This is a genomic window from Arthrobacter sp. NPDC056493 (assembly GCF_042795115.1).
Taxonomy (GTDB): Bacteria; Actinomycetota; Actinomycetes; order Actinomycetales; family Micrococcaceae; genus Arthrobacter.
Genome location: NZ_JBHTSL010000060.1, coordinates 1 through 18,938 on the forward strand (window position 1 = coordinate 1; position 18,938 = coordinate 18,938).

General features: G+C 66.7%; 18 protein-coding genes and 1 pseudogene. 9 read left to right on the top strand and 10 right to left on the bottom strand.

Features of this window, described 5'->3' with window-relative positions:
- Positions 1-60: 60 nt before the first annotated feature.
- The 4 genes from ACFQ50_RS19690 to ACFQ50_RS19705 all read right to left on the bottom strand — a co-directional run bounded on the left by ACFQ50_RS19690 (position 61) and on the right by ACFQ50_RS19705 (position 3,306).
- On the bottom strand, positions 61-408 hold the full coding sequence (locus ACFQ50_RS19690; protein ID WP_003802221.1) for an RNA polymerase-binding protein RbpA: 348 nt from the start codon (positions 406-408) through the stop codon (positions 61-63).
- 315 nt (positions 409-723) lie between these two features.
- Positions 724-1,704, bottom strand: a complete 981-nt coding sequence (locus ACFQ50_RS19695) for an SPFH domain-containing protein (protein WP_377997321.1) — start codon at positions 1,702-1,704, stop codon at positions 724-726.
- A 104-nt stretch (positions 1,705-1,808) separates the two neighbouring features.
- Positions 1,809-2,270 carry an NfeD family protein gene (locus tag ACFQ50_RS19700; RefSeq protein ID WP_377997322.1) on the bottom strand — a complete coding sequence of 154 codons (462 nt, stop codon included), beginning with the start codon at positions 2,268-2,270 and terminating at the stop codon, positions 1,809-1,811.
- Between the two features lie 121 nt (positions 2,271-2,391).
- Positions 2,392-3,306, bottom strand: coding sequence for a putative RNA methyltransferase (locus tag ACFQ50_RS19705; RefSeq protein ID WP_377997323.1), 915 nt, complete (start codon positions 3,304-3,306; stop codon positions 2,392-2,394).
- Positions 3,307-3,380: 74 nt separating this feature from the next.
- Here ACFQ50_RS19705 and ACFQ50_RS19710 point away from each other — a divergent pair, with 74 nt between their 5' ends.
- Positions 3,381-5,468 carry a S9 family peptidase gene (locus ACFQ50_RS19710; protein ID WP_377997324.1) on the top strand — a complete coding sequence of 696 codons (2,088 nt, stop codon included), beginning with the start codon at positions 3,381-3,383 and terminating at the stop codon, positions 5,466-5,468.
- Here the strand turns inward: ACFQ50_RS19710 and ACFQ50_RS19715 are convergent.
- From ACFQ50_RS19715 to ACFQ50_RS19730, 4 genes are all read right to left on the bottom strand, one after another.
- Positions 5,465-6,166, bottom strand: coding sequence for a peptide deformylase (locus ACFQ50_RS19715; protein ID WP_377997325.1), 702 nt, complete (start codon positions 6,164-6,166; stop codon positions 5,465-5,467). The genes ACFQ50_RS19710 and ACFQ50_RS19715 overlap by 4 nt on opposite strands.
- A 75-nt stretch (positions 6,167-6,241) precedes the next feature.
- The gene (locus tag ACFQ50_RS19720) at positions 6,242-7,375 is read right to left on the bottom strand and encodes an FAD-dependent oxidoreductase (protein ID WP_377997326.1); all 1,134 of its coding nucleotides are present in this window, start codon (positions 7,373-7,375) and stop codon (positions 6,242-6,244) included.
- Positions 7,372-8,043 carry a class I SAM-dependent methyltransferase gene (locus ACFQ50_RS19725; RefSeq protein WP_377997351.1) on the bottom strand — a complete coding sequence of 224 codons (672 nt, stop codon included), beginning with the start codon at positions 8,041-8,043 and terminating at the stop codon, positions 7,372-7,374. Before ACFQ50_RS19725 ends, ACFQ50_RS19720 begins: the two co-directional genes overlap by 4 nt.
- Before the next feature lie 67 nt (positions 8,044-8,110).
- Positions 8,111-9,292: a type III polyketide synthase gene (locus tag ACFQ50_RS19730; protein ID WP_377997327.1), complete on the bottom strand. Its 1,182-nt coding sequence runs from the start codon at positions 9,290-9,292 to the stop codon at positions 8,111-8,113.
- 129 nt (positions 9,293-9,421) lie between these two features.
- Here ACFQ50_RS19730 and ACFQ50_RS19735 point away from each other — a divergent pair, with 129 nt between their 5' ends.
- The 3 genes from ACFQ50_RS19735 (at position 9,422) to ACFQ50_RS19745 (ending at position 12,851) form a co-directional block, all read left to right on the top strand.
- Entirely contained in the window at positions 9,422-9,865 is a 444-nt protein-coding gene (locus tag ACFQ50_RS19735; protein ID WP_377997328.1) for a helix-turn-helix transcriptional regulator, read from the top strand.
- A gap of 9 nt (positions 9,866-9,874) precedes the next feature.
- Positions 9,875-10,285, top strand: a complete 411-nt coding sequence (locus ACFQ50_RS19740; RefSeq protein WP_377997329.1) for a VOC family protein — start codon at positions 9,875-9,877, stop codon at positions 10,283-10,285.
- Between the two features lie 175 nt (positions 10,286-10,460).
- A complete protein-coding gene (locus tag ACFQ50_RS19745) occupies positions 10,461-12,851 on the top strand; it encodes an ATP-binding cassette domain-containing protein (protein WP_377997330.1) in 2,391 nt (796 codons plus the stop codon).
- A gap of 75 nt (positions 12,852-12,926) precedes the next feature.
- On the opposite strand, the gene ACFQ50_RS19750 is transcribed toward ACFQ50_RS19745, so the two are convergent.
- Complete coding sequence (locus ACFQ50_RS19750; protein ID WP_377997352.1) at positions 12,927-14,156, bottom strand: amidohydrolase family protein; 1,230 nt, start codon at positions 14,154-14,156, stop codon at positions 12,927-12,929.
- Positions 14,157-14,762: 606 nt separating this feature from the next.
- Here ACFQ50_RS19750 and ACFQ50_RS19755 point away from each other — a divergent pair.
- From ACFQ50_RS19755 to ACFQ50_RS19775, 5 genes and pseudogenes are all read left to right on the top strand, one after another.
- Complete coding sequence (locus ACFQ50_RS19755; protein ID WP_377997331.1) at positions 14,763-16,100, top strand: amidohydrolase family protein; 1,338 nt, start codon at positions 14,763-14,765, stop codon at positions 16,098-16,100.
- A 329-nt stretch (positions 16,101-16,429) separates the two neighbouring features.
- Positions 16,430-16,636, top strand: a pseudogene (locus ACFQ50_RS19760) (ornithine cyclodeaminase family protein); the annotation flags it as partial.
- A 6-nt stretch (positions 16,637-16,642) separates the two neighbouring features.
- Positions 16,643-16,795, top strand: a complete 153-nt coding sequence (locus ACFQ50_RS19765) for a hypothetical protein (protein WP_377997353.1) — start codon at positions 16,643-16,645, stop codon at positions 16,793-16,795.
- Between the two features lie 10 nt (positions 16,796-16,805).
- Positions 16,806-16,913, top strand: a complete 108-nt coding sequence (locus ACFQ50_RS19770; protein WP_377997332.1) for a hypothetical protein — start codon at positions 16,806-16,808, stop codon at positions 16,911-16,913.
- 41 nt (positions 16,914-16,954) lie between these two features.
- Positions 16,955-17,623 (top strand): GntR family transcriptional regulator, encoded by a 669-nt coding sequence (locus ACFQ50_RS19775; protein ID WP_377997333.1) that lies wholly within the window; start codon positions 16,955-16,957, stop codon positions 17,621-17,623.
- A 1,117-nt stretch (positions 17,624-18,740) separates the two neighbouring features.
- Here ACFQ50_RS19775 and ACFQ50_RS19780 read toward each other — a convergent pair.
- Positions 18,741-18,893 carry a hypothetical protein gene (locus ACFQ50_RS19780; protein ID WP_377997334.1) on the bottom strand — a complete coding sequence of 51 codons (153 nt, stop codon included), beginning with the start codon at positions 18,891-18,893 and terminating at the stop codon, positions 18,741-18,743.
- Between the last annotated feature and the right edge of the window lie 45 nt (positions 18,894-18,938).

Here is an 18,938-nt window from a genome sequence, read left to right on the forward strand (position 1 = left end):
ATCCATGGATGCAGCGGAACCGGCCTTTATGTGTCTGTGGCGCCTGCTGGCTAGCAGCGGCTAGGCTGAACGCCGTTCGCCACGACGCTCGCGCAGAATGGTGAGGCGGTCTTCGAGGATCTGCTCCAGCTCGGGAAGCGAGCGGCGCTCCAGCAGCATGTCCCAGTGGGTACGGACTGCCTTTTCGTTGCTCGTGTCCGGGCGTTCGCCATCAACGAGCAGCGCTTCCTTGCCGGTCTTGGAAACCCAGACAGGGGGAATTTCGGCTTCGGAGGAAAAGGTTACAAAAACCTGTTCGCCGTCCTCGCACCGGTACTCAACCCGCTGACGCGGAGCCGGCTCCACGCCGGATTCGGTCTCCATGCTTTGGGCGCCAAGACGCATGCCTCGCAGGCTGCGATCGCTCATGATTTCTCCCTCTAATCGGTTCGCGGAGCGGACTCCGCGCTAGCCGGAAGCCCTGATAAGGGTGCCTCCGGACTACGGTGTGGTTCACGTAGCATCACTAGGTGAAACGCTTCGCCAAGCATTGTTGTTCCGCACGGACTGATCCGGCCGGACAAATATCCCATTATACGGATTCCGGCAGGGCGCAGCAATCCGATGCAGCTCAGCAATTCGGCACAACGCAGCAATCCGACACAGCGCCGCAACGCCGGCGGGTGCGAAGCGACGGGAGGCAGGCCGTTACGGCCTGCCTCCCGTTTACTGGCCTTGAGGCGCCTAGGGCTGGGTCCGGGCCGCTGCCTCGCCGGACTGGGCATCGGACTGGGCGGCGCCGTCCTGGCCGCCGAACAGGTCGCCCGAGCGCGGGTCAGGATTGGTTCCGCCCAGGGCGCTGCCGATGCCCTTCAGTGCCTCGCCGACTTCGCTGGGGATGATCCACAGCTTGTTGGAGGAGCCTTCGGCGAGCTTCGGCAGAGTCTGCAGGTACTGGTAGGCCAGCAGCTTCTGGTCCGGGTTGCCCTTGTGGATGGCGTCGAACACCTTCTGGATGGCCTGCGACTCACCGTCGGCGCGCAGGATGGCGGCCTTCGCGTCACCCTCGGCCTTGAGGATGGCGGCCTGGCGCTGCCCTTCTGCCGTCAGGATCGCGGACTGTTTGGTTCCCTCGGCGGTCAGGATCGCGGCACGGCGGTCACGTTCTGCCCTCATCTGCTTCTCCATCGAGTCCTGGATGGAGTGCGGCGGGTCGATGGCCTTCAGCTCCACCCTGGAGACGCGGATTCCCCAGCGGCCGGTGGCTTCATCCAGGACGCCACGCAGCTGGCCGTTGATCTGGTCGCGGGACGTGAGCGCCTCTTCCAGGTTCAGGCCACCCACCACGTTGCGCAGGGTGGTGGTTGTCAGCTGTTCCACGGCCTGGATGTAGTTGGCAATCTCGTAGGTGGCGGCCCGCGGGTCGGTGACCTGGAAGTAGACCACAGTATCGATGGACACCACGAGGTTGTCCTCGGTGATCACGGGCTGCGGCGGAAAGGACACCACCTGCTCGCGCAGGTCCAGCAGCGGCAGGAGCCGGTCCACGAAGGGGATGAGGAGGGTTAGGCCGGGATTGAGTGTCCGCTGGTACTTTCCCAGCCGTTCCACGACGCCGGCCCGGGCCTGCGGTACGATCCGCACCGAGCGGACCAGCACAATGATGACGAAAATAATCAGAACCACCAACACGAACGTGAGGGCGACTCCTCCTGGGCTATCCATACTTCTCCTTTGTCCCCAACTTTCAGTGAAGCTCTAACCTGGCGAAATCTCGCCGCAATCTGCTGCTCCGCCGCGGCGGGAGCAGAAACCCATGGGGGAGCCGCCTACTGGACGGCGGTCTCAGCCTGAGGTGAGACGACCGCCGTCGCACCTTCAATGGCCGAGACGATCACGCGCTGGCCTTCGGGAAGTACGCCGGACTGCGAGCGGGCGCTCCAGATGTCGCCGCCGATCTTCACGCGTCCGCCGGTGGCTGTAACTGCCTCAAGGACAAGAGCTGATTCGCCAATCAGGCGGTCGATATTGGTGCGCTGTTCGGGCGGGCCCTTGTGCAGGTGCTTGAGGGTCACTGGGCGGACGAACGCGATCATGAGCAGCGAGACGACGCAGAACACGACGATCTCCAGCCACAGGTCCGCGCCGGCGAAGTCGGCCACCAGGCCGGCCAGGGCACCTCCGCCCAGCATGATGAAAAACAGATCAAGGGTCAGCATCTCCACGGCGGCGAACACCAGGAAGAGGGTGAGCCACAGTGCCCACCAGTTTTGGCCAAGCCATTCAAACATCGCGTTCCCCCTTGATCCCGAGGGCTGCGGGGCAGACCCTCAGTAACTTTCTTCCATCGTAGACCGAAGCGGGAGCGCCCGGCAGGGGAACGGCGGGCAACGAAGGAACGTGGCCAAGCCGTTATGGAGCGCGGGTTTCCGAGGGCACGAAGATGCTGATCCGGAACAGCGCGGAGACCCTGGAGGTAGACGGAAGGCCAGCCAGCCGCCCGGTCAGTGCGGCGCGGTCCGTGTGGTGGCCGGCGGGGCCCATGAGCGCCAGGTTGGCCACGTCCGCCGGGGAAAGCGACAGGTCCACGTCGATGTCCTGCGTCGACAGCGGGGAGAAACGGCCTGCGAGCGCCTCGGCCAGGCGCTCGTCCTTGGCGGGGTCGATGCCCAGCATCCCGGCCTGGCTGGCGATTTCCGCGAGGTGGCCGGCCCGCGGCGTCACTACGATGAGCCGGCCCGAGGGTTTGAGAACGCGGGCGAACTCGGCAGCGTTGCGGGGCGCGAACACCACGGTGACAATGTCGACGGCGGCGTCGGGCAGTGGCAGCGGCTGCCAGACGTCACCCACGAGGTTGATGGCCTCCGGGTTCAGTTTGGCGGCGCGGCGCAGGGCGAACTTGGAGATGTCCAGCCCGACGGCGGCCACGCCGTCGGGCGCGCCCGCCTGGCCGGCACCGTCCGCGGGTTCACTCTCCAGATAGTCCAGGATCGCCCGCAGGTAGTGGCCTGTTCCCGTGCCTGAATCAAGGACCGTGGGGGCAGGCCCGCGCAGTGAGGGCGCGGCGGCCCGGGCCAGTGCGTCGGCCAGGGGACGGTAGTGGCCGGCGTCGAGGAAGGCTGTCCGCGCCGCAACCATCTCGGCGGTATCCGATTCGAAGGCGGTTCCCTTGCCCACCAGCATGTTGAAGTACCCCTGCCGGGCGGCGTCGAAGCTGTGCCGCTCCCGGCACGCCAGCGCCCGGACCCGGCCGGCGCCGCCGTCGTGGACGGCCTGGAGACCTTGGCGGCAGACGGGGCAAAGGAGGTCGGGCAGGCGCGAAAGCATGAGGACCATCCTAGGGCAGGTGTTTTGCATGGCTGCCGTTCCGTGCCTCCGCCCGACCCGCTAGGCTCACGTGGGTGAAGCCTGAACATTTGCCGCTGCTCAACTCCGTTTCCGCCCCTGCCGTCCACCCCGACGGCACCAGGGCCGTGGTGTCCGTCGTCCGGCCGGATTTTGACGCCGACTCCTATGTCGGCCAGCTGTGGAGCGTCCCCCGGGACCCGGAAAAGCTTCCCCGCCGCGTGACCCGGGGTTTCCGCGACACGGCGCCGGCTTTTTCGCCGGACGGCCGGGTGCTGGCCTTCCTCCGCGCCGCGCCCGGCGGCAGGCCCCAGCTCCACGTGGTGGAGGCGGCCGGTGGGGAGCCGCAGGCCCTGACCGACAGAAAGATGGGCGTCGGCTCCTTCGCCTGGTCGCCGGATTCCAACCGGATCGTCTTCGCGTCCAGGGAACCGGAGGCGGGCCGCTACGGAACGGTCGACGGCGTCGGGTCCGGTGCCGAGGACGCGCGGTTCATCACGGATTACAAGTACAGAATGAACGGTGAGGGCTACACGCAGGACAAGCCGCAGCAGCTCTTCTTGCTGGACGTCCCGGAACTGGGAGGGGAACCCTGGGTCAAACCAGTAGGTCGCGCCGCCAAGCGGAGCGACAGCGGGAGCAACGAGAACGGCAGCGGGGGTGAACGCTCGGCGGAGTCTGGTGAGAATGCTGCCGGGTTCCCGGAGGCGCGCCAGCTCACGACCTCGGCAACCGACCACTCCGGCGCTACCTTTAGCAGCGACGGCAGTGCCGTCTACTTCGTGGCTGCCCTCCACGAGAATGCCGACCGGGACCTGGTATCCGGCATCTGCCGCGTAGCGTCCGACGGCGGCACGCCGGCTTTGGTGCCGGTCCCCAATCTGGGTGCCCAGACCGTTTTGGACGTCCGGGAGTCGGCCGACGGGCGCTGGCTGTTCTTCACGGGCCAGGACCTGGGCAGCACGCGCCAGGACTTCGTCGCCAAGAACACGGCCCTCTACGTCATGGCCGCCGCGGGCGGCGACGCCACAGCCCTGAGCGACCCGGAGAACATGGACGTCGAGGCGCCCGGTGCCACCATCGGCCTCCGCGGCCACGACAGTGCGCTGGTGCTCAACAATGCCCAGGGCACGGTGGAGCTGGTCGAATTCAGCGCCACCGGAGACCACTCCCTCCTCGTGCATGGTGACCGGGTGGTCGGCGGGGCCAGCGACGCTGCGGGCACGGTGTTCCTCAGCTACAGCGACGCCGCCACGGCAGGCGACGTAGGGGTCCTCGAAGACGGCCAGCTGCGGCTGCTCACCGACTTTTCCGCAGCCCTGCGGACTGAAGCGGGCATCATCGAACCGCAGGAACTGACGTTCCCGGCCGCTGACGGCTACCCCGTCCACGGCTGGCTGGTCCTGCCGCCGGGGAAGGGCCCGCACCCGGTGCTGCTGAACATCCACGGCGGCCCTTTCGCGCAGTACACCAGCGCGTTTTTCGATGAGGCACAGGTTTACGCCGCTGCCGGGTACGCCGTTTTGATGTGCAATCCACGTGGCTCCGCCGGTTATGGCCAGGCCCATGGTCGGAGCATCAAGGAGCGGATGGGCACCGTGGACATGCTGGACGTGCTCGCGTTCCTGGACGGAAGCCTCGAAAAGTTCTCCTCCCTGGACGCAGGCGCCCTGGGAATCATGGGCGGCTCCTATGGGGGTTACCTCACGGCATGGACCATCAGCCAGGACCACCGGTTCCAGGCGGCCATCGTGGAGCGGGGCTTCCTGGATCCTGTCAGCTTCACGGGCTCGTCGGACATCGGCTGGTTCTTCGGCGGCGAATACGTTGGCTCGGCAGCCGAGCAGGTGGCGGCCCAGAGTCCCATGGCAACCGTTGCCTCCGTCCGTACACCCACGCTGGTGATCCACAGCGAGGACGACCTGCGCTGCCCGGTGGAACAGGGCCAGCGATACTTCACCGCCCTCAAGCAGCAGGGCGTCGGCTCGGCCTTCCTCGTGTTCCCGGGCGAGGACCACGAGCTGTCACGCTCGGGGACGCCGCATCACCGGCGGCAGCGGTTCGAACACATCCTGGACTGGTGGGCGAAGTACCTTCCGACGGACAGCAACCGCGGCGACTCGGCTGAAACCGCGTCGGCCTAACCGCGTCGCACTTCTGTTTCGGCTTCCCGGCCGGCCTGCGGGCCGGCCGGGAACCCGAGTTCGCGGCTGGCTGTAGCGATGCCCGGTTCGGCCCAGCGCGCGGCGTATTCGCTGTTGGTGCTGAGCGAGCGAAGCTCGGCCCGGTCGATGTAGAGCCGTCCGTGGAGGTGGTCGGTTTCATGCTGCACGATTCGCGCCTGCCAGCCGCTGAAATCTTGGGTGACCTGTCCGCCGTCGGGCGTTACATACTCCAGCCGGACGCTTTCGGGTCGCTCAACCACAGCCTGCAGGCCGGAAAGCGATAGGCAGCCTTCAAAAAAGGCGGCGGTTCCGGTGCCCAGGCGGGAGTACGACGGGTTCAGCATCGCGAAAAACTCCAGCGGCGCCCTTCCCCGCGCCGCCGCAGTGGCCTCGTCGATCTCGAACTGGTCTTCGAGGACGGCCAGCTGCAGCGGAATGCCCAGCTGCGGAGCTGCCAGACCGACGCCGGGCGCGGCGTGCATGACCTTCCGCATCAGGACAATCAGCTGGCTGAGTTCGTCGGACTCCAGCTGGCCCTCGAAGGGAGCCGCGTGCTGCCGCAGCACCGGGTGCCCGGCCTGCACAATGGGCGGCAGGGCCTCTGAGGCCATCAGTTCCTGCACTGTTTCCCTGATCCGGGCGGGGCTGTAGGTCGTTGGCGGCGATGCGTGGGTCATGGGGACAGCCTAGTGCCGGTTGCCGCAGTGCCTTGTTGGGCTGCGCTGCGCAGTCCCATGCCGTGCTGCGCCGCCCTACTGCATGGTGAAGCGCCGGGCCACCAGCGCGTTGAAGGCCGGTATGGCTGCGGCACGGGCAATCGCGGCGTTCCGGGGCCGCAGCACGCCGTCCGGCAGCGGCCTGCCCAAAGCCATGTTCACCTCGGCCTGGCGATTGGCCGCGGCAGCGGCCCGCCGTCGCGTGGCATCAAAGTGCCGCAGCGCGTCAGCGGAAGGCTCACCACGCACGACGGCGAGGATCACCGGCAGCAGCGCTTCCGCATCCAGCCAGCCAAGGTTCATTCCCTGCCCGCCGATCGGGCTGATCTCGTGCGCCGCATCTCCGATCAGCGCCATCCGGCCCGAGGCCATTCGCGTTGCCAGCCGTGAACGGACACTGAAGCTGCTAAGCATGGTGTTCGCACCGGCGTCCAGGGCCACACGGGTTCTGCGGGCAACGAGTCCCGCCAACTGCTCCGGATCGGGGCATGCGGGCGGTTTCCCCAGCCTGACCACCCAGCGGCGGACACCGCCGGGAAGCGGGAAGGACTCCACAATGCCTTCGCTTTCCAGGAACAGCGCGGCGTCACTGCCGAACGGGCTGGATTCGGGGAAGTCACCCATCAGGTAGTGGTCCGGATACAGTTTCTGCGGCGCGGTGACCCCCAGAAGGGACCGCATCGTCGAGTAGGCGCCGTCGGCACCCACGGCGAAATCGGCGGAATGGCTGGAATCACCACCGCCGGTGGTGACGCTGAGCGTGACCCGGCCGCCGTCGTCGTGCATTCCGGTGACCCGGGCGTTCCGGAGCAGCGCGCCGCCATCCAGCTCCCGGAGCCGCCGCTCCAGCACCTCCTCGGTCACCGGCTGCGGCACGGCTAGGACGAACGGGTACCGGTCGGAGACCGCAGCGAACGGCATCCGGGCGATCTGCCGGCCCTTGCTCACAGCGACGCCCTGGCGGATCGGGACGCCCCGGCCAATCAGCTCCCGGGCAACGCCGATGCGCTCCAGGGCCGCGAGCGCCGGCGGATGGATGCCGATGGCCCTGGTGTGGGCATTCCGTCCCGGCCGCCGTTCCAGGACACGCACCGCAACCCCGTCCTGCAGGAGCAGCGAACCGAGGAAGAGTCCAACCGGACCGCCGCCCACGATCAGCACATCGGTCATGCCGGGCGCCGCCGGTCGGTATCGTGCCGCCGGTGGGTGAGCAGGCAGTGGAAGGGGGCGTGCGGTTCCACCGTCCAGCCGGCGGGGAGCACGGCGGCCAACTCCGGAACGGTATAGCTGCGCCTGATGGAGGTCAGCCCGTCCCTGCGGATATAGGAGCCGGTGAGCGGCAGGGCGCCGGCGCTGAACAGGGCATAGGCGGCCGCGCTCCGGCTTAGGTCGTTGTGCAGTGCCAGGCGGCGGGCGAGCCGGGCGGAATCGTCCAGGAACGACTGCAGCTCCGGAGACGTCAGGTGGTGCAGCACGTGGTTGGAGATAACGACGTCGTACTGCTTTGCCTCGGCGAGCAGGTCGCCGCTGCTCGCCTGGCGGAATTCGACGCCGGGTGTTGGTGTGCGGGCCGCCGCGAAACGGAAAGCCCTTTCATCCGGGTCTATCCCCGTCACGTGGAGCTGGATCCCGTCCCTGGCCGCCCAGCGGGCGAGCATCACGGCCAGGTCGCCGCCGCCGCAACCGACGTCCAGCAGGGTTGCCGGACCGGCGCCGGACACCTGCGGGCGTACCCTGGTGCGGTACAGCCGATGCCAGCCGGAGACCACACGGTTGACCAGTGCGAACTGTTCGTAGGTGCGCTGCAGCCGGTCCGGATCGCAGTCCGGCCGGTCCATGTCCTCAACGGCGTCCGTATCCCGCAGGCCGAGGATGCCTGGGCCCGTTCCCGGGATTCTCACCGGCTCAGGCCAGCGACGGTTCGGCCTCGCCCGCCACGGCATCAGGCCCACATGACGGCTGCTTCACCTTCGTGAACAGTCCGGTTTCCACCGTCAAGCCGGGGCCGAACGCCATGGAGCAGATCCGTTCGTCCCCTCCCCGCGACGGAAGGTCGAGTACGTGTTTGAGGACGAAGAGCACCGTGGCGCTGCTCATGTTGCCGTAGTTCCGCAGCGTTTCGCGGGCCGGACGCAGCTGCTCGTCGGTGAGGTCCAGCCGGGACTGGACCTTGTCCAGGATGCTGCGGCCGCCCGGGTGGATGGCCCAATGGGTGATGTCGCGGTAGGCGAGTTCCCGCAGCGAGGGGTCGCGTGCCAGTAGTGGTTCGAGCGCGCCCACGATGTGGTCGTCGATGATGTGCGGCACATAGTTGCCGAGCACCATCTCGAAACCCTCATCGCCGATGTTCCAGGCCATCGAGTCTTCACCCACCGGGGTCAGGACAGTCTCGAAGTGGTCCAGCTGGAGCAGCGGCGGGGCTTCCAGGTCCTCGCGGGCCGTCACGACGGCGGCCGCCGCGCCGTCGGCAAACAGCGCGGATCCCATGATCGTGTCGGGATCGTTGGAGGTCCGGACGTGCAGGGAACACAGCTCAGCGCACACCACCAGCACAACCGCCGCCGGGTCCGCCTCGCAGAAGGACTTGGCTGCCCGGAGCGCCGGGAAGGCCGCGTAGCATCCCATGAAGCCCAGGTGGTAGCGCTGCACCGCAGGGTTGAGGCCCAGGGCGCGGACGATCTTGTAGTCGGGGCCGGGGTTGAAAAAGCCGGTGCAGGAGACCGTGATGAGGTGCGTGATGTCCAGCGGGTCAATGCCGTCACACTTGGAAACGGCTGTGTCCGCCGCCTCGATGAAAAGCTTCGTTGCTTCCTCGGCGAAGAGGTTGTTACGTGCCTTGGTGCTGGGGCTCCGCAGCAGGCCGGTCTGCGGATCGAAAAACTGGGGATTTTCGGTGGTGGAGTCCATGGTCAGTTCGCGGACCGCCGTGTACCGGGTGTCGATGGCGGCCGAATCAAAGCACGTGGACACAAGCCGTGAGCCAAGGCGGGTCAGCCCGGGCTGCGCCGCAAACACGTCGCGGGCCTCATGCTGGATGAGCAAAGTCGGCGGAACTGCAGTTTCGAGAGCTCTCACATAGACCGTCATTCGTTCATTCTTAACGAGAGCGCACGGTTAAGACAATGGATGGGACCGGTGGGTCAATGGACGGGACCCGGCTGCAACCGGGCAGCCCCGGACTGGACAACTCCGGCGGGACGTAGCACCATCACGACTGTGACCAGCAAACCCGCCGCAACACAGCGCCTGGACGATCTGGCGCGGCTGCGGCGCGTCCGCGACCGCATCGACAGGGAGTACGCCCAGCCGCTGGACGTCGAGGCGCTTGCCCGCGGCGTGAACATGTCCGCCGGGCACCTCAGCCGGCAGTTCCGGGACGCCTATGGCGAGCCCCCGTACACCTACCTGATGACGCGGCGCATCGAGCGGGCGATGGCGCTGCTGCGGCGCGGCGACCTCAGCGTCACGGAGGTGTGTTTCGCCGTCGGATGCTCTTCCCTGGGGACGTTCAGCAGCCGCTTCGCAGAACTGGTCGGCATGCCGCCCAGCGCGTACCGGACACAGGCGGGCGGGGAGGCGGCGGGCATGCCGTCATGCGTGGTGAAACAGGTGAGCAGACCGGTCAGGAATCGAGAAGCGGTCACGTCCGGCCGCACCTAGACTGGCGGCATGAACCTCACCATTCACTGGACATTCCTTCCGCATAACGACGCCGACGCCTCCTTGGCGTTCTACCGCGACACCCTCGGTTTCGAACTCCGCAACGATGTGGGGTACGGCGGGATGCGCTGGCTCACCGTCGGTCCTCCGGACCAGCCCGGCACCTCGGTGGTCCTGGAACCGCCGGCGGCCGACCCCGGCATCACCGAGGAGGAGCGGCGCACCATCAGCGAAATGATGGCCAAGGGCACCTACGCCCGCCTCGTGCTCGGCACCCCGGACCTGGACGGCACCTTCGAAAAGGTGCAGGCCAGCGGCGCCGAGGTGGTCCAGGAGCCCACGCAGCAGGCATACGGCGTCCGCGACTGCGCCTTCCGCGACCCGGCGGGCAATCTGATCCGCATCAACGAGATCCGCTAAGTCATTTTCGGCCACGGCCGGCGGACGCGGCTGCTGCGTCCGCCGGCCGTGGTGCGGAGCCACTGTCGCCGCACCCCCGGTTCCTGTTGCCGCAACGACGCCGACGAACAAGAATCATTCATGGCGCGCGAAGCCGGCGGGCTCGGCCCACTACCGCTGAACAGATGGAGACACGATGACCACAACGACGAGGACGGACGCGCAGGCATCCGGACTGCACACCGCCGACGGCCATGACCTTATCCGCGTGCAGGGCGCGCGCGTGAACAACCTCAAGGATGTCAGCGTCGAGATCCCCAAGCGCCGCCTGACCGTGTTCACCGGTGTCTCCGGCTCGGGCAAGAGCTCCCTGGTGTTCGGCACGATTGCCGCGGAGTCGCAGCGGATGATCAATGAGACGTACAGCGCGTTCGTGCAGGGGTTCATGCCGACGCTGTCGCGGCCCGAGGTCGACGTGCTGGAGGGCCTGACGACTGCCATCATCGTGGACCAGGAGCGGATGGGGGCCAACCCGCGCTCCACCGTGGGCACCGCAACCGACGCCAACGCGATGCTGCGGATCCTTTTCAGCCGGCTGGGCCAGCCCCACATCGGCTCGCCCAACGCCTACTCCTTCAACATCCCGACGGTGAAGGCGAGCGGAGCGATCACCGTGGAGCGGGGGAACAAGACCAAGGCGGAGAAGGCAACATTTAACAGGCTAGGCGGCATGTGCCCCCGCTGCGAGGGCATGGGCAACGTCAGCGACTTCGACCTCGCGGCGCTGTATGACGACAGCAAGTCGCTCGGCGGGGGCGCCCTGAGCATTCCGGGCTACAGCATGGACGGCTGGTACGGCCGCATCTTCAGCGGAGCCGGCTTCAACATGGACAAGCCGATCAACAAGTTCACCAAGAAGGAGTTGCACGACCTGCTCTACAAGGAGCCAACGAAAATCAAGGTCGAGGGCATCAACCTGACCTACGAGGGCATCATCCCCAAGATCCAGAAGTCGATGCTGTCCAAGGATGTGGACTCGCTGCAGCCGCACGTTCGAGCCTTCGTGGAGCGGGCCATCACCTTCACGACGTGCCCTGACTGCGGCGGCACCCGGCTCAGCCAGGAAGCGCTGTCATCGAAGATCAAAGGCAAGAACATCGCCGACGTCTGCACCATGCAGATCACCGACCTGGCCGACTGGATCCGGGGCCTCGACGAGCCGTCCGTGGCTCCGCTGCTGGCCGGGCTGCAGCACCTTTTGGACTCGTTCGCGGAAATCGGCCTGGGCTACCTCTCGCTGGACCGGCCCTCGGGCACGCTGTCCGGGGGTGAGTCGCAGCGCACCAAGATGATCCGCCACCTGGGCTCGTCCCTTACCGACGTCACCTACGTCTTCGACGAGCCCACGATCGGCCTGCACCCGCATGACATCGAGCGGATGAATTCGCTGCTGCTCCAGCTGCGTGACAAGGGCAACACCGTGCTCGTCGTGGAGCACAAGCCGGAGAGCATTGCCATCGCCGACCACGTCGTCGACCTCGGCCCGGGTGCCGGCACCGGGGGCGGCACCGTCTGCTTCGAGGGCACCGTGGACGGACTCCGGGGGAGTGACACCATCACTGGCCGGCACCTCGATGACCGGGCGCAGCTCAAGGCGTCGGTGCGCTCCGCTTCCGGCGCGCTGGAGATCCGCGGTGCGTCGACGAACAACCTCAAGAACGTCGACGTCGACATCCCGCTCGGTGTGCTCTGCGTCCTGACCGGCGTGGCCGGGTCCGGCAAGAGCTCGCTGATCCACGGCTCGGTCGCCAAGCGCGATGGCGTGGTGGTGATCGACCAGGCCGGCATCCGCGGTTCGCGGCGCAGCAACCCGGCCACGTACACAGGGCTGCTCGAGCCGATCCGCAAGGCGTTTGCCAAGGCCAACGGGGTGAAGCCTGCATTGTTCAGTTCCAACTCCGAGGGCGCCTGCCCCACGTGCAACGGCGCCGGTGTCATCTACACGGACCTGGGTGTCATGGCCACCGTCGAGACCACCTGCGAGGAGTGCGACGGCAAGCGGTTCCAGGCGGCGGTGCTGGAGTTTACGCTCGGCGGCCGGAACATCGCCGAGGTGCTGGCGATGTCGGTGGCCGAGGCTGAGGAGTTCTTCGAAGACGGGGACGCACGCACCCCGGCCGCCCACAAGATCCTCGACCGGCTGGCCGACGTCGGGCTGGGTTATTTGACCCTCGGCCAGCCGCTCACCACGCTCTCTGGCGGTGAGCGGCAGCGGCTCAAGCTGGCCGCGCAGATGGCCGACAAGGGTGACGTTTACATCCTCGACGAACCGACCACCGGCCTGCACCTTGCCGACGTCCAAAACCTGCTGGGCCTGCTCGACCGGCTCGTCGACTCGGGCAAGTCGGTGATCGTCATCGAGCACCACCAGGCGGTCATGGCGCACGCCGACTGGATCATCGACCTCGGACCGGGCGCGGGCCACGACGGCGGCAAGATCGTCTTCGAGGGATCGCCGGCAGATCTTGTTGCCGGCCGTTCAACGCTGACCGGCGAGCACCTCGCAGCGTACGTCGGCGCCAGCTGACGGACCAGCGCGAGCGGACACTTGCGGCCTGAATTCAGGTGATTCCGGGGCCGCAAGTGTCTGTTCGCGGGTGGGTTATGCCGGGCCCGGCAGAACGGACAGCCCGTCGGCGACAACCCTGCCGTGGTGGATGACCGTGCGGTCCGCGCCGCGGTCCATGACGGTGCTCGTGACGGTTTCGCCGTCGACCAGGACAATGTCCGCCGCGTCCCCAACGGCCAGGCCGGGCCGGTCGTCCGGGCCCGTGAGGCGCTGGATTGTGCGATCCATGATGGAGGCACCCCCGATGGTGGCGATCGCGGCGCAATGCTCGATCAGCCGGTCCTTGCGCAGCCGGTGGGTGAAGGCAAGCTGCCAGGTGCGGTCCAGCATGTCGCAATTGCCGTACGGGCTCCAGTAGTCCCGCTGGCCGTCCTCGCCCAGCCCGACCCTGATCCCGGCGTCGGCCATCTGGGCGAGGTCGAACTGCGTACCGCCGCTTGCGGGGGCGACCGTCGCCCACGCAATGTCCAACCCGGCCATCTGCTCGAGGAGCCGGGCGGTCACGTCGGGGTGGACGTTGGCCAGGTCGTAGGCGTGGGAGAGGGAGACGCGCCCCTCCATGCCCAGTGCCCGGGTGCGTTCAAAGATGAGTTCCGCGCTGAATACGCCGAGGTGGCCAGGCTCGTGCAGGTGGATGTCGACGTCGACCCCGTACTTCTCTGCCAGGCCAAAAACGATGTCCAGGTGGCGCGCCGGGTCCCGGTCCAGCTGGCAGGGATCTATGCCGCCGATGGTCGTGGCACCTGCCCTGAGGGCATCCTCAAGCAGGGGCACGGTCCCGTCCTCAAGCAGGAGTCCAGCCTGGGGGAATGCCATGATCTCCACCGTTGCCGCGTGGGCGAAACGTTCCCTGGCGGCCATGACCGCTTCGAAGCGCTCCAGCTTGCAGTCGACGTCGATCTGGGCGTAGGAGCGGACGCGCGTGGTGCCCCGCGCGATCATCCGTTCCAGTGTTCCCGCCACCAGCTCCGGGTAGGGGATGGGCGTGTCGCGCCAGTTTTCCCGGTCGTTGCACATCATGTTCCATACCCCGGGCGCCCCCGTATGCTCCCGGAACGGCAATCCGATCCGGGTCGAATCGAGGTGGACGTGGACGTCACTGAACGCCGGAATGGCGATCCGGTTACGCCCGTCCACTGCGTCACGGGCATTCCCGGCACCATCGACGGCGCCGCCCGGCGGGTGAAGGGCAGCAATCCGCCCCTCGTGGACCTCGACGTCCACAGCGTCGCCGCCCCACGGGCGGACATTGCTGATCAGCATGGTTGTTCCTTTCGGCCGGTACTGGAAGTTCATGGCAGCCTGGGCGAGGGCCGCCGCGGCTACGAAGCTCGCCGTGAACGTTATCAGGGCGACGACGACGATCTTCCAGCTCAGTGAGCGGAGCGCCTTTACGTCCCGGCCGTGCTGCATGCCGATCAGGGCAATCATGGGCGGGCCAGCAAACCGAACGTTGATGTTCTGCGTGGCGGAAGCTCCATTAGGTATACCAAAAGACTGTAGGCGCATATCCATGGAGAGGCAAGTCACATTTTGCTCGAGGCCTGGCAACACAGGCCGCGGCGCACGCCGAGGGTCGGCGGCTGTTCGGCCGGATGCGGGCATCAGACTCCGAGCGGGACTTCCGCCGCCGGGAGCCGGACGAGCCGTTCCCGCCCTCCTAGCGGCCGGCCGAAATCGCAGCGGCGGCCGCTGGTTCGATAAGACGCAATCACCATTGAATTGGTATACCAAACACCGTATGGTTGGGACATCCGATCCCGACTGCAGCTAGCTGGGAAAGCCCGTCCATGCTCTGCAGTAACCCAGACCCTGACCGGCTCATGTGGCCCCGCTCATGCGTCCCGGACCATCCCCTTGGAGAGAACAATGTGCCTGCACGACCACACCCCGGCAGCCCTGCCCGCAACTGCCGTCCCGCGCCGCGGCATCCTGGCCGGGGCAGCGGCACTGGCTGGAATCTCGGTGGCCGGCCTTGCCGCCCAGCTTGGAAACGCCCCCGCCGCGACGGCTGCAGGCAATCCTGCGAACTCCCGCCGCCCGGAGCGCCCCGTTTCACCCCCACCCATGATCATTGAAGGCGGCACCATCGTGGACCCCAAGACGGGCGCTGCAGTGGAAGACGGCGTCCTGGTGCTGGAAGGTGGAAAGGTCAGCGCCGTGGGCAGCCGTGACGAAACACGGCGTGCTGTGGCCGCTCTGGCCGGCAGGGCCCGTACGGTGGACGCCTCCGGCCGCTGGGTCCTTCCCGGCCTCATCGATGTGCACGTGCACGCCAATGCGCTGTCCGATGCAGCGACCATCCTGCACGGCGGGGCGACCAGTGTCAGGAGCGGCTCGACCAGCTTCTACCAGGACGTCGCCCTCGCTGCCTTGCCCGAGTGGGCGGCGGGTGCATCGCCCCGGATGACCCCGGCAGGCTTGTTCATTTCACCCGAACTGGGGGAGTCACTCCTTGCGGACCCGGACCTGGCGCCACTTGCATCCCTGCGTGGAGGAGTGACTGAACCTGCGGACCTCGCCTACCTCGCGGGGGTCAACCTGAAACGCGGCGCCCAGGTGATCAAGACCAGGGCAAATCCGCGCGCTGGCCTGCCGGAGCAGGACCCCCGGGAACTCGTCTACAGCTACGAGCAACTGTCTGCGGTGGTCAAGGCGGCAGGCAAGGCGGGCGTGCTCTGCCACGCGTACAGTGCGGAGGGGATCGACGGCGCGGTCCGGGCGGGCGTGCGCAGTATCGAGCACGGCGTTTTCGTCAGCGAAGCGACCATCTCCCGGATGGCCCGGCGCGGGACGTACTTCACGCCCACCCTCGACGCCATCACCGGCATGTCAGGCTCATCCAACCCCGTCCTTGCCGCACGGGGCCGGGAATACACGCCCATCATCAAGGAGGCGGTGCGGGCTGCCCACGAGGCGGGTGTGACGGTGGTGGCAGGCACCGACTCCTTCGGGTCCGAGGTGACTCCGATTGGCACCGAGGTGCGTCTGCTCGCGGAAGCCGGGCTTTCACCGCTGGATGCCCTGAGGGCAGCGACAGTCAATGCCGCCGCCCTGCTCGGCCGGAGCGAGGACGCCGGACGTTTGCTGCGCGGTTCCTATGCGGATGCCGTGGTTGTGAACGCCGATCCGCTGACCAGCGCGTCAGCCCTGGAGCAGATCCGCGCCGTGGTGGCACAAGGCGTCCTGGTACGGAACGACCTCTGATTCAGCAGCCAGGTCCGGGAACCCTGCGCACCCACCATCCGCCCTCTTCTCCAGAAAGCATTCATGCCCCTGATTCTCACGGCCTCCGAGCTCCAGAGGCTGGCCGACATGCCCGGGACCATCGCCGCCGTCGAACGCGCCTTTGCCGGTCTCAGCCGGGGCACCGCCGCCCAGCCCGCGCCGGATACGCTCCTCCTGCCGTCCTCCGATGCGAGGTTTTTGCCCATGGCGGCCCTGTCCGGCGTCGAGGAGCTGGCGTCCGAAAAGCTGCTGGCGGACATCCCGGAGAACCGGGCGGCCAACCTGCCAGCGCAGCGGTCCACGACACTGTGGCTTCCTTCTGCCACGAAATTTCCCGGTACGGGCTCAACGTCACGCGGGCGGCCGGCGTTCAGGAAGCCGTGGAAGGTGCCGACGTGCTGTGCACCCTCACGCCGGCTGTTGAGCCTCTGGTCAAGGGGGAGTGGTTCCAGCCCGGCCTCCACATAAACGCCGTCGGATCACGCCCCCGGCCGGTCCAACCGGAAATTGATTCGGCGCGCATGGTGCGCGCACGGGTTTTCGTGGACAGCCTCGCCACGGCAAAGGCCAAGTCCGGCGGCCTGGTCATTCCGGTGGCCGAAGGCGTGATGGGCTTCGAAGACGTGGAAGCCGAACGTGGCGGCCGGGACAAAAGCCGGGCGCCTGGGGGATAAGGACGTAACCTTGTTCAATTCGGTGGGTATCGGTCTGCAGGATCTGGCAATCGGCCGGTTCTTGTATGACGCTGCCCTCAAGCAGGGGATCGGCACCCATGTGGAGCTGAACAACTGAGACGGGCGGATCCATGACGCCGGGAATAGCGGGAGGCAGCAGTGACAGTCCAGACGGAATCTCCCGCGTCCTCGGCGGACGCTACCCGGGCGCGGATCCGCGAGCTGATCATCTCCGGTACTTTTGCGCCCGGATCCCGGCTCAGGGAACGCGAGCTGTCCCAGGCCCTGGATGTCTCCCGGGTTCCCGTCCGGGAGGCGCTCCAGCAACTGGAAGCCGAAGGCTTCATCGACACCTCGCCCCGGCGCGGGGCCACGGTCAAGCAGATCACGCTGCGGGACGTCAACGAACTCTTTGACGTGAGGCTAAGCCTTGAAGTTCTGGCGGCGCGCCTCGCGGCCCAGGCAGCGGCACGTGGCCAGTCGTCGTCGCGGCTGAAGCTGGTGATGGACCAGGCAGAAGAGGCAACCTTGGGCCGCGATGAGGCACAGATACCGCTGCTGAACACGGCCCTGCATGCAGAGATCGTTTCGATGGGGGGCAACTCGCTGCTGGAGTACTCCATGAAGCCCCTGCTGGGTCGGATGCAGTGGCTCTTCACCCTGACCGGCCACCGTGATCCGCAGGTACAGTGCGCCGAACACCTGAGCCTGTGCCAGGCTATCTATGACGGCAAGGCAGAGCTCGCGGCGGCGCTGGCCTTTGCCCATGTTGAGCTTGGCCGTGCACCCTCACTCCAGGGGCTGGCGGGACGCCTGCCTGAGGGTTGAGCCGGCGCCGAGCGGCCCGGCTTAGTAAGCCAACTTATTGAAGACTCAACCAACTAGCTGTATATGTAAGGCTCAGCGGGGGGACGCACCTTGCCGCGAGACTTTGGGGGATCCATATGAATTTGCAGCAGAGGGACGATCCTCGCTATCAGCACTTAAAGAAGATTGCCGACCTATTGGATTGGGCCGGCGATCTCGCGGGTGCAGAGTTCACGGATGAGTCCCGCGAGGCCTACGCCCTGGCGCGGAAATTTCACGATCATGCTGACTCGCTTGGGGCAGCGGCCGCTGAACGCCGCGCGTCAAGATAGGCTGCCGGACGGCACCCGAAGGCCAGGGGCTGAAAGTGTCAAACATTATGTCAAGTTACCCCGGCAGATGCGTCCTCTTAAGCGTGACGCCCGAACAATCACGCCCGGCCACGCCGGGATGCGGGCGGATGGGTGGCGGCCCGGGATTCCTGACGGGCTTTGCCCAAAGGGTTTCTGCTGGACCACGCACGACGTGAACGTCCGTAGACAAAGATCAGAAACCGACGCGGCTCGGATCCCGTCGAGGCGTAAGCGGCCGGCGAGCACTCTGGGGCAGCAACTTCTTGACCGAATTACGTCCAAATCCTACGGACACACATCTGAGCTGCGGGCCTTTCGGCGCCCACTTCTGCAAGGCTGAACAAAACGCCGATAATCAGCATTATGTAAAGTAAAGTCACGAACGCTGCATCGGACGCTCGATCGACCCCTCCGCCGTCGCCGCGCCCAGATCGATGATTCGCCGGCTGGCCTACTCGGCAGTTCGCGCCGGGCGCCGTCTACTACGGAAACGCCTGTGACGCGATTTACGGCACGAGTCCACGGAACACCTAGACGTGACAGCGACCTAAGTGGATTAGCCCTTCGGAGATCTAAGCCGCGTGAAGCAGGTCGCCCTGCACGCCGCCTCCGACCGTGGCTTGTCGTGGAGATGGCTTGGACCGACAGGTACCGCGAGGCCTTGGACCCCTCCCCCGCCAAGGGGCTAATTATTCGAGTCGCAACGTCTGCCGTGGTGATGCTGCGGCCGCGCGTGCCATTTCACCGGGGGGCGCGATTCTGCGGGGAATCTGGAGTCTTCCAGCTCAAGCGTGATGGCTGCTGCGGACCGCCTGCGGTGCACAAACAAAGAACAGCGGCTGCTCCACCTGGGCGAACGGCACGACGAGCCACCGACCACCATAGAACTCGACGTACGAGTCCGGCGTGCACCTGGCGAAAGCTTCTTCGCGTGTCATCGTCATTCCTTTCACCATAGGCTTTTGCGTTTTCAGGAATTTCAT